The 10847-nt window shown below is 71.9% G+C and carries 9 protein-coding genes and 1 pseudogene; 6 read left to right on the forward strand and 4 right to left on the reverse strand.

Features of this window, described 5'->3' with window-relative positions:
• Positions 1-89: 89 nt before the first annotated feature.
• The 3 genes from GT354_RS38225 to GT354_RS38235 form a co-directional block, all read right to left on the reverse strand.
• The gene (locus GT354_RS38225; protein WP_161360983.1) at positions 90-1301 is read right to left on the reverse strand and encodes a hypothetical protein; all 1212 of its coding nucleotides are present in this window, start codon (positions 1299-1301) and stop codon (positions 90-92) included.
• Between the two features lie 152 nt (positions 1302-1453).
• The gene (locus GT354_RS38230) at positions 1454-2305 is read right to left on the reverse strand and encodes a TauD/TfdA family dioxygenase (protein ID WP_161360984.1); all 852 of its coding nucleotides are present in this window, start codon (positions 2303-2305) and stop codon (positions 1454-1456) included.
• A 154-nt stretch (positions 2306-2459) separates the two neighbouring features.
• Positions 2460-3548: a hypothetical protein gene (locus GT354_RS38235; RefSeq protein WP_161360985.1), complete on the reverse strand. Its 1089-nt coding sequence runs from the start codon at positions 3546-3548 to the stop codon at positions 2460-2462.
• A 535-nt stretch (positions 3549-4083) separates the two neighbouring features.
• On the opposite strand from GT354_RS38235, the gene GT354_RS38245 reads away from it, so the two are divergent.
• The 6 genes and pseudogenes from GT354_RS38245 to GT354_RS38270 all read left to right on the forward strand — a co-directional run bounded on the left by GT354_RS38245 (position 4084) and on the right by GT354_RS38270 (position 9650).
• A complete protein-coding gene (locus GT354_RS38245; protein ID WP_161360987.1) occupies positions 4084-5241 on the forward strand; it encodes a DUF2156 domain-containing protein in 1158 nt (385 codons plus the stop codon).
• Positions 5242-5627: 386 nt separating this feature from the next.
• Positions 5628-6620 (forward strand): annotated as a pseudogene (locus tag GT354_RS38250) (ABC transporter permease); the annotation flags it as partial.
• A 128-nt stretch (positions 6621-6748) separates the two neighbouring features.
• A complete protein-coding gene (locus tag GT354_RS38255; RefSeq protein ID WP_161360988.1) occupies positions 6749-7276 on the forward strand; it encodes a nitroreductase family protein in 528 nt (175 codons plus the stop codon).
• A 48-nt stretch (positions 7277-7324) separates the two neighbouring features.
• Positions 7325-8119: an inositol monophosphatase family protein gene (locus GT354_RS38260; protein ID WP_161360989.1), complete on the forward strand. Its 795-nt coding sequence runs from the start codon at positions 7325-7327 to the stop codon at positions 8117-8119.
• A 168-nt stretch (positions 8120-8287) separates the two neighbouring features.
• On the forward strand, positions 8288-8665 hold the full coding sequence (locus GT354_RS38265) for a nuclear transport factor 2 family protein (protein ID WP_161360990.1): 378 nt from the start codon (positions 8288-8290) through the stop codon (positions 8663-8665).
• Between the two features lie 136 nt (positions 8666-8801).
• Positions 8802-9650: a DUF3592 domain-containing protein gene (locus GT354_RS38270; RefSeq protein WP_161360991.1), complete on the forward strand. Its 849-nt coding sequence runs from the start codon at positions 8802-8804 to the stop codon at positions 9648-9650.
• A gap of 173 nt (positions 9651-9823) precedes the next feature.
• On the opposite strand, the gene GT354_RS38275 is transcribed toward GT354_RS38270, so the two are convergent.
• The coding region (locus GT354_RS38275; RefSeq protein ID WP_237535864.1) for a hypothetical protein at positions 9824-10847 on the reverse strand (1024 nt) is incomplete at its 5' end.

A 10847-nucleotide genomic window follows, 5' to 3' on the forward strand; every position in this document is an offset into this window, starting at 1 on the left:
GGCACGACACCCCCCGGTCGGTGCCTGCCGCCCGCGAAGCGTGCTGAACGAGGCGGCGGAACCGCACCGCCGATCTCGTCCCCACGCGTCTACCCAGGCGGTGTGAGCCGTTCCTCGGCGGCGGCCCTGACCTGCGGATCCTCCATCGGGTCGTCGCGCAGCACGGCGATCCGCTCCAGGTTCTCCGGGTGGTCCGGCGCGTGCGCGATCGCCCGCAGCCTCGCGCTGTCCTCGCAGTCCCACAGCGACTCGGAGTGTGCCCGGTCCAGTCCGGCCGGCGCGATCGCGGCCAGAGCGCGGAGGTAGTCGGCTCGCTCGTACGAGTGCGGCGTGCGCAGCCAAAAGCGCCGGAGCACCGGCGCCGCCTCGGCGGCCGCAGCCCCGAAGCGGGCCAGTCGGGTCGCCGCCAGGAAGGGTCCGCACCACGTGCGGGTCCGCCACTGGTCGTCGAGCTCGGCCACGAGCCGCGGGATGATCTCCGGGCCCAGGTGATCGGCCAGTACGTCCGCTCCGAGCCGGGCCAACCACGCCCGGTCGTCCACCTCCCAGCGGCGAGCGGCCGGCACGGCGAGGGCGCCGAGGCCCGCGACCGCCCGCCACAGCAGGGGCAACGCCAGCCGACCGTCGGGAGTGCCGAGCGAGGGAACGAGGGAAATCAGCCCCTCCACCGGCGGTCGGCGGGCCAGTTCGCCGAGCGCGTGGCACTTGAGGCCGTTGTCGGTTCGGGGGTCGGCGAGCAGGGCGAGCAGGTCTTCGTCGCCACGCGCGGAGAGGTCCGGCCGGCGCGGTGCGCCGTCGGGCCGTCGAACCTCGATCCCGAACCGGGTCCAGGGCTGCGGGAACCACGGCCGTTGCGACTCCTCGCCGATCCGGGCGCGGGCCACCTCGCCCAGGTCCTCCCACCACTCGACCGGCCACAAGGCGGACACCGACTCCAGGACGAAGACCCAGTGCGCGCCCACCACGACGTGCGACCGCAGCCCCTCCCGGGCCTCGTCCGACCCGGCGAGCGCGAGCAACTCCAGTACTCCGGTGGCCCGTTCGCAGTCCTGCTCGCTTCCGGCCAGCAATTCGACGGCCGGCGCCGGTGACAACTTCAGGTCTCGGATCAGCCGGGCGAGGTAGCGGGAACGGTCGTCGAAGGTGTCCCACCGCCAGTCCCGCCGCATCGAGTCGTACACGTACGGAGCGGCAGCGGTCGGGTCCTTCACCGCCCGGATGGCGCCGAGACCGCGGCCCCGTTGCAGGAGCCCCTCGACCGTGTCGTAGCGGGCATAACGCATCACGTCTTCGTTGCTCATCACCGGGCACCCTGCCGGGTCCGCAGGCCCTCCGCCATCGAATATCGGCGGCCGGCGGACCCGAGGCGGTCGCGGGCGGACCCGAGACCGCGGCCGGCAGACCCGAGGCGGTGGCCGCCGACCGCGCGAAGTCGGCTCGTCCCGAGGGCGATTCAGTCAGCCCAGGCGCGGGCCAGGCAGCGGCGTCGGAGCGGGTCGTGATGGTCGACGAACGAGGTTCGGCCGTGCAGGACGGTGTAGTTGTTCAGCATGAGCAGGTCGCCCCGACGCAGGGCCAGACGCAGGAAGAGGCTTTCGTCGTCCAGTACTTCGTCGACGGCATCGAGCGCCTCGACCTGCGCCGGCGTCAGGGGCTCGCCGGCCGCGTCGTGGCCGCGTTCGATCTGGTAGCGGTTGTACTGCACGTCGAGTCGGCCGTCGGCCCGGAAGAAGACGGGCCCGGTGCGGGCGAGGTGCCGCTCCGCGCCGAAGTGGAAATCGCGGTAGAGCGTCGGCAAAACCTCGGGCCGATCGGCCGCGAGCCGGTCGTGCACGGTGTGACCGCTGACCAGCAGGGATTCGCCCCCCGTGGGCGCCGGCCGGACACACAACAGGGCGAGCACGCGAGGCGGCCGGGGCGGTCCCGCGCGATCGGTGTGCGAAGCCAGCGCCACGGCCTTCACCGAAGCGCCGTCCGGATCGCCCGGCGCCGGTCCGCGATTGGGGCGGGCCGAGGTGAGGAGATGGTCCAGCGGGGCGGTGGATTCGTGGGGTCGGGGCGTGCCCGCCAGGGAGACGACCGATCGGCACAGGTCGGCGCCGGCCTGATCGCTGAGCCCCGCCAACGGCAGGCCGCGCAGCACGACGAGTCCCGGTCCGTCCGACAACGCCGACCGCAGTCGGCCGGTGACGCCGCTCTCGGTCGCGGGCCAGGACGAGGGCGGGTGGATCAGCCAGGCGTCTTCCTCCAGCGTGGCCCGGTCCCACAGGTGAAGTCGCTCGGCGGCGACGGCTTCCTCTGCCACGAACACCCCCTTGCATCGTGCGCACAGGCTTCCCACGGCTCGCGGGCCGGAGCAAGACCGACCGCATCTCGACATCACCGACAGGGTTCCCCGCCTGACAAGCGCGAAGCAGGGTGGAGCCGCCCTGCCTGCGGACGCGGCGCGAATTCGCACGTCACCGCGGTCTTGCCGCGGTATCGCGGAAGGGGCAGGCGAGTTGCGCCAGGATCTCCCGCGCCACCAGATCCTCGGGCCCCTTCAGCGCATCCGCCAGTTGCCGGTTCAGTGGGAACACCGTCTCCGCCGCGATGTTGTCCGCCACGATGCGGGCCAGGTTGTCGAGGGCGACGAGGACGGGGTCGGCGGGCGGCTGGGCCGTGGCCAGGTCGATCAGGTGCGAGTCCGCCTTCACGGGATCCATGAACCGCTTGACGATGATCGAGTTCTGGTTGGGTGCGGACGTCGTCCAGATCGACAGCACGACGACGTACAGGCCGGGCCAGTCCGCTTCACCGACCTGGTCCCGCCACCGCCTCATCAGGGTTGCGACGCCTTCGATCTGCGCCTGCGCCGCGTAGGTGATGTTGGTGCCGATGTCGGCGGTCAACGCGCCCGTGAAGCTCTCGAACGACGTCGTGTCGAAGGAACGCCGCCGCACGGACTCGTCGACGAACGCGACCGACGCGTCGAGGATGCGCGTGCTCGACGCTTCGAGCGCGTGCGGCATGCGCGCGTCGCAGACCTGTTGCCGGGCGGTGGCCAGGGTGGCGCCGAAAGCCTGAAGCGGGCCGAGCCAGTCGAGCGTTGCCGGCCCCTTGAACGCCACCATGTCCAGGTCGTGCGGGTCCAGGCGGCCAGAGCCGGGCAGATCCGGGGACGGGTGGTCCAGGTACGGCGCGATGATCGAGTAGATGCCGAGCGGTGCGTGGGCGACCGACTTGGCCAGTTCGAAGATGTCGCAGACGGGGTGTACGGACTCCTGCTCTCCGTGGTGGACGAGCGTGTACCGGCCGCCCCGGTAGTCGTTCTCCACGACGACGACGGGGCCGAGCCGCTTGATCAGCTCGGCCCGAAGCGCGTCGTAGTTCCTGCGGGTGTCGGTGTCGACCGCGAAGATCGCGGTGCGGGCGCGGAGTCGGCGCGCCGCCGGGTCCCGTCCCGGTTCCCGGCTGCCCGCATCCGCAGGCGCGGTCCGAGCGGCGCCCGGAAACGTCATGGCACCGACCGCGGTGGCGCTGCCGAAAAACTCCCTACGGGTGGTCAATTGCTGCCTCTTCCCATGCGACCGCCGCGGCTGGCGGTGACCCGGACCGGTGATACCGCCTCGGTCACGACCTCACACGCCCAGGCGTCGGCCCGGCGCACGGCCCGGGCCTCGGGGGGCTCGGGGCTCGGCCGTGAACTCGACGGCCCCGGCGATCGGGGCGAGGGAGCCCGGTCCCACCGCACGCGTCCTCGAACACTCCGAACACCCCGAACACCCCTACACCCGCCTGTTGTTGGCATCGGTACCGCGTCCCGGCCGGGACCCCGCGCGATTGCCGCGGCCCGACACGCCCTGGCGGAGGGAACGAGCCGACCGGACGAGGCCGGCTGACCACGACGGGTGCACGGAACCCCGAAGCCGGTGGGACCTTCGACGCACGACCGAGACCGTCGAAGGTCCCACCCACACGTGCTCGGGCGGTCGCCGGACACGGATGGAGTGATCTCCCACCGATTTCGGGGCGAGGGCGTGTCAGCACGTCCGGACGGCTCGTTTGTCCTTGCGACATGACCCGCCTCAGCTTAGGGAAGCCATGACCTTCGGCAGAGAAGAGCCGTCGACCGTCGCCGCACGAGACAACGACACGAGTCCGTTGATCCGCCCCCGCACCAACCGGCGGCCAACGGCGTGGGCCCCACCTGCCGGATCGACCGGCGCCGTCCAAGCGGCCCGGACGCCCCTGGCCACCGTTCCGGTGCAGGGCGAACACAGCTCGATCGCGCTACTGCGCACGTACGCCGACCACCCGAGCGCCTTCCTGGCGGTCAACGCCCGGACGCGGCACTACTACGGCCACCGTGTCCCCGGGCTCGTCGCCTTTCGACCGGGGCATTCCCACCACATCCAGTTCGGCGGCCCCTTCGCGAGGCCCGCGGAACGCGGGCCCCTCCTCGACGAGTACCTGCGCACGCTCGGTCCGGGACCCGGGCGGCGGAAGACGCTGACCGCGGTTCAGCTTCGAGCACACGACGTTCCCCTGTACGCCGACCGCGGCTTCGTGGTCAACCAACTCGGCGTCTCGTACGGCATCGACCTGTCCCGCTTCACGCTGCGCGGCAAGCCCCTTGCCAAGGTTCGCCAGAACGTCTCCCGGGCCCGGCGGGAGGGGGTCACCGTCACCGAGGTGGGTCCCGACGCCCCGCTGGATCAACGCACGGTGGATCGCATCGACCGGGAGTGGTTGCGCGACAAGGGACGGCACGTGCGGCAACTGTCGTTCATGGTCGGCGAACACGGCGGAATCGGCCGGCCGCTGCGCCGTACGTTCGTGGCCCGACACTGCGGTGAGACCGTCGCCTACATCACCTACGCGCCGGCCTGGGGAAGTCGGCCGGGGTGGTTGTGTGACCTGTCCCGACGCTCTCCGCGGGCTCCCGTCGGCACCCACGAGCTGATCAACCTCACGGCGTTGAGCCGTTTCACCGAGGAGGGCGCGGGCTGGCTCCATCTCGGGCTCGCGCCCTTCGTCGGGTTGGCGGACGAGCACGAACCGGCGTGTGCGTCCGGACCCCTGGGGTGGGCGATGCGGCAGATGGCGGGGCGGGGGCACGCGCTCTACCCGTCGAGGACGCAGGAGGCCTTCAAGCTCAAGTGGGCCCCGCACGTGAGCGAACCGGCGTACATGGCCTTCCAGGACCGGGTTCGACCGGCGGCGCTGTGGCGTTTGTTGCGGGCCACCCGAGTGCTGTGATCGGCCCGATCCGCGTGCGCCGCGCGGTGCGGCGTCCGAGTGGTGGGCCGGCGTTCGGGTGAACTCGACGGCCGACGAGTCGGCGGCCGTGCGCGACCGACCGCCCCGGGTACGGGAGGGCGACCGCCGTGGACCGCGGCGACGGATCGACACCCTCTCGGAGGCACGGCGTGGGCGGACCGGAACGACCCGAAGGGCCCGAACGACCGGCCGGGCCCGAACGACCCACCGGGCCCGAACAATCGGCCGGACCCGAACGACCCGAAGCGACCGAAGGGCGCGCGCAGTCCGAACGGCCCGAACGGCCCGAACAGTCACACCCGCCCCGGGGCCCGGAAGCGGTCGGCGGTGCCACGGCGGTCGAGGAGGCACCCGGCCGAACGCCCTTTCGGGACACCCCCTTTCTGCCTGCCGTGGTGCTGCTGGTCATCCTCGCCGCCGCGGCCGGACTGTTCGCGGGCTCGTACTGCTATGCGATGGCCAACCCCACACCGCACCGCATCCCCACCGCGGTGGTCGGTTCCTCCCCCGAGGGATCCCGGCTCGTCCAGGGCTTGGAGAAGGCCCTCGACACGTCGCTGAAACTGCACGCGTACGACTCGTACGAATCGGCGCGGCGACAGGTCGAGACGCAGCGAGAGTTCGCGGTGCTGCAACTGTTCGGCGACCGCGCCGAACTGGACGTCGCCTCGGCGGCCGGCGCGTCGGTGGCCCGGCTGCTGACCCAGGCCGGACCCACCGTGGGGGCCCAGGTCGGAGTACCGGTCACCGTCCGAGACATCAAGCCGCTCCAGAGCGGGGACCCGCAGGGCCTCGCGCTGTTCTACATCTCCCTGGCCGCGGTGATCATCGGCTTCGTCGGCGCGATCCAGCTGAGCGTGCACGCCCGGGGCCTCAACGCGGGGGAGCGGATCGCCTTCACCGTCGCCTACGCGGTGCTGGGCGGATTCACGATCTGCGCGGTGGTGGACTGGTTGCTCGGGGCACTGAGGCTGCCCTTCGCGGAGTCGTGGCTCGGGTTGTCCCTGACCATGTTCACCGCGGGCATGACGTTCACGATGTTCAACACGATGTTTCGCCGATGGGCGATGATCCCCACGTGGGGCCTGATGGTGCTGCTCGGCAACCCGTCCTCGGGTGGAGCGGTGGCGTGGCCGCTGCTGCCCACGGGACTGGCCTGGGTGGGCCGTTTCCTGCCGCCTGGGGCGTGCGTGAACGCGCAGCGCAACGCGATCTACTTCGGCGGGGACCAACACGTCGAACCGTGGATCGTGTTGCTCCTGTGGGCGGCTGTCGCCACGTTCGTGTTCGTGTTGTGGCGCCACCGTCACCCGGGAGGCCGGGTGACCAAGCGGGTGACCCCGCGCGCGAGTGGGTGAGCGGCGCGCTCCCCTCCCCGGACGGGCCGATGTACGGAATACGGAGTCGGGTCGACCGAGGGCCGAGTCACCGCCCCGGACACAATGATCTCTCGTCGGCTCGCCGAGCCGGCCGAGAGGAGTACGTCATGACGTCGTCATCGCCCGCACCCGAGGAGGCGCTCGTGACGATGCGCGCCACCCGATGGTTCACCGACCGGCCGGTCTCCGACGACGCGTTGTACCGGGTGCTGGAGGCCGGCCGCTGGACGGGCTCGGCCCGCAACCGGCAGCCGTGGCGATTCGTCGTGGTCCGCGGTACGGACGCGCGGCGCCGGCTCGCGTCCCTCGGCGCCTACGCGGGACATCTCGCGGGGGCGCCGGTCGTGGTCGCGCTCGCGGTCGACGAAGCCGCGGGGGGCCTGGACGCGCAGTTCGACGCGGGGCGGGTGGCACAGAACATGATGCTCGCGGCCCACGTCCAGGGGCTGGGCAGTTGCCCCGCGACGTTCTTCCCCGAGAGCGCGGTCGACCAGGCCGGGCAGGTGTGTGCGGTCAGGACACCTTGGCGGGTGCGCACGGCTCTGTCCATCGGTCACCCCGGGGCCGTCCCCGCCGGAAAGTCCGCGATCCCCACCGGCCGCCGGCCACTGGCGGAGCTCGTCACCGAGGTGTGATTCGCGGGCGTCGGGGTGCGGGTGAGCGCCGTCGGTAGGGTGTCGAGCATGATCGATTCGTATGCGGGCCTCGACGACGCCGGAGTCGCGACAGCCGCCGCACTCGCCGGCGCGGACGTGGTGCGTGACCTGTACGGCCGGCGCCTGGCCCGCATCGACAAGGGCGGTGGGGACTTCGCCACCACCGCCGACGTCGAGGCCGAGAAGACGATCCTCGGCGTCATCCGGGCGGCCCGACCCGACGACGCGGTACTCGGCGAGGAGGGCGGGCAACAGGGTGCCGCCGGGGCCGCGCGACAGTGGTTGGTGGACCCCCTGTGCGGCACGTTGAACTACGCCGCCGGCACGCTGGTGGTGGCCGTCAACGTGGCGCTGCGCGAGGGGGCGGCGGCGGTGGCCGATCCGTTCGGCGGCGAGGTCTTCTGCACCGACGGCGAGCGCGCCTGGATGCGGCACGACGGGGCGGATACGCCGCTGGTTCCCACGTCCGCAACGCGGTTGGTGGACGTCAACCTGGATCCGCCGTTCCCCGGCGCACCCGGCTTTCGGGCCGTGGAACTCCTGGCCCACGCCGACTTCGTCGAGCGGTTCCGGCCGCGCGTGGTGTCCTCGACGCTGGCGTTGACCTGGGTCGCGGCGGGCAAGCGCGCCGCGTACGTCACCGATGGCGGCGACCTGTCGGCAAGCGTGCACTTCGCCGCCGGCATCGCCGTGTGCCGGGCGGCCGGTTGCGTGGTCACCGGGATCGACGGCGCCCCGGCCGAGGCGGGCCGCGGACTCGTCGTGGCCGCCGACTCCGAAACCCACGACGAGTTGATGTCGATGATCCACAGCCGAAGCTGAAGCCCGGCGCGGTACCCCACCAAGTGCCAAGCCCCTGACCCTGGTCGACCTCCACCTCCACCTCCACCTCCACCTCGACCTCGGACTCGACCCCGACCTCGGACTCGCGCCTGCGCTCGGCTCGGGGTCGGCGCCTCCCGAGCCCCGGTGCGATGGCATGATGCGACCATGGATCACGGATTTGCACGGGTGTTCGTCGACTCCTGGGTCGAGGCGTGGAACGCACACGACTTGGACGCCCTGCTGGGGCACTTCGCCGACGGCGTGACGTTCCGTTCGCCGGTCGCCGCGCAACTGCTCGGCGGCGACGGGGTCATCCGCGGCAAGGACGCGTTGCGCGCGTACTGGGCGGAGGGTCTGCGGCGTATCCCGGACCTACGGTTCGAGGTGGTCGGCAGCTATGTCGGCGTGGACTGCCTGGTCGTCCACTACCGCAATCAGAAAGGCGCTCTGGTCAACGAAGTGTTGCTCTTCGACGGCCCGTTGGTAGTCGAGGGATACGGCACCTACCTCGGCGAGGACGACAACCCGGCCGGAGCCCGCTGAGCCCGCCGCGTCGTGGCGGGCTTCCCCGGGCAACGCTCTCGACGGCCTGCGCAGCCGATGCGTGGGTTCCGGGGCCGGTACCGATCCGTTGGTGGAACGGCCGACAAGTCACCCGTTCCCACGGTACGTTCCGGTGATGGTGCTCTTGGTGGGTGGCGGGTTGGTGCCCGGACGGGTGTTACGCGGTCGCGGTGTCGAAGTGTCCTTCGACGGAACCGCGTTGATCCTGGTGCGGGCCCGAGAACGGACCCGGACGGTGATCCCCCTCGCGGCCGTCGCAGGTGTCGATCGGCCCGACGATCGCCGGGTACGGCTGGTCATCGGGCCATCCGTCGGCGGCGGGGCTCCCGAATACCTGATTCCGGTGCGCCGTCGATCGGATGGAGAAACGTTCGCTCGGGCACTCACCGCCTCGGTGTCCGCCGCGTCGACCGGTACCGGCAACGCCAGGCCGACGATTCGCGAAGTCCCGAGCACCGTCGATGTCACCGCCGCGGCGCGCCGCAAACTGGGCCGATGGATATTCGGCTATCTCGCGGTGATCGCCCTGCTGTTCGCGGTCGCGGACGGCAAGGACGCCGACGGACTGCTCGCCGGCATGTTCATGGGGCCGATGGGAGTCGGCGTCATAGGCGCCACATGGCTCTCCGTGGGCGACACCTGGAAGCTGCTGCTTCGCGGAATACGGGTGCCGGGCAAGGTGGTCGGCTCGGAGACGCACCTCAAGTACGAGCACCCGGTCCTGGCCTTCACGACCCGCGACGGGCAATCCCTCCGGGCCCGCGGCTGTCATTCCGGCGCACTCACCCCCCGAACCCTCCTGGATGTGCGCTACGACCGCTGCGACCCGCAACGCGTCTCGCACAAACGGGGTTGGATCAGCGCCGTCGGCAGCGTGATCGGGATCGCCGGCGGACTCGCCCTCGGCGCCGTCCTGGTCGTCTCGGTGGCCCTGATCCTGCTCGACCTGGCCGGCTTTCGCTGAACCGTGCCCTCGCCCACGGCTCACCCGGGGCTCGGCGCGAACGGGCCTGTCGGCCGCTGCTCTTCGGCGGCGGTTCCCTACGTCTTGCTCCGCCTTGCTGCGTCTTGCTCCGCCGTGCTCTGCCTTGCACATGCGTACGACCGGCGTCCCGATCCGTTGCGATCATGGTGTGATCACGGTGCCGGATTCGGATTCGGGTCCATGGCATACAGCATCGCTCGGTCCCTGTCCCCGGTGAGCAGGAGCGCGCGGCCGGCGCTGACGGCCCAGGGGACGGCGGCGTGGTCCGGCATCGTGACGGCGCCGTGCGTCGTCGACGCGACGGGGTGGCCGCCGCGAGTGCCGTACACCCGGTCGCCGGCGACGGAGTGGGCGACGACGCCCGGGCTCACCGACGCGCGCCTCTGGGCGAGATCGACGACGACGGGTCCCAACGCCGCGAGGGGACCGTCGTGCGAGTGGATCCAGGTGCCCGACAGGGATCCCGCGGGGGCGTCGGCGCCGACGATCACCCGACCGGAGGCGGAGTCGTGCACGGCGAGGGTTTCGCTGCCGTCCTCGGGCCCGGACCACACGACGACGACCGACCCGTGCCCACCTCCGGCCAGGCGCAGCATGCGCGCGCCGGGGTGCGGTGGCACCGGAGTCACCGTCCGGGTCCCACCCTCGAAGCCGAGCAGTTCCCAAGGGCCGACGGCGCGCCCCGCGAGGACGTACGCCTGGTCGGCGGCCATCGCGACGGCACCGGAAGGGACCCGAACGGGAACGAGGGCATCGCCGCGCAGCGCGGCGGTCGATCCGTCGGGCCCGGTCACCAGGGGGAGGGTGCCGGCGTAGCTGACGCGGGCGCCGGGCGTGAGCACGACGGTGGTGGGCGGGCCCGAGGGTTCGGCAGTGCCGTGGGTGGACCACACCACGAGCCGGTCCTCGGCCTCGGCGACGAGCACCGGCGCGGCCGGGTCGCCCGTCGCGTGCAGTGCGATGTCTCCGCTCGGCAGCGGCTCGCCGAGCCAACCGGTCCGCCCGTCGCGCGGGTCGAGGAAGGCGACGCGACGGTCGGGCGTGAGTACGGCCAGGACGCCCCCGAGGGCGGCCACGCTCGGCCGGCCGGCTCCCGGCGGTGCGATCGACCGTGACCAGGCGGACGTGTGCCGCCAACCGGCCGGAGCGGTGATCGCGGCGGGCAAAGCGTGCGCG

Source organism: Streptomyces sp. SID3343, assembly GCF_009865215.1.
GTDB lineage: Bacteria > Actinomycetota > Actinomycetes > Streptomycetales > Streptomycetaceae > Embleya.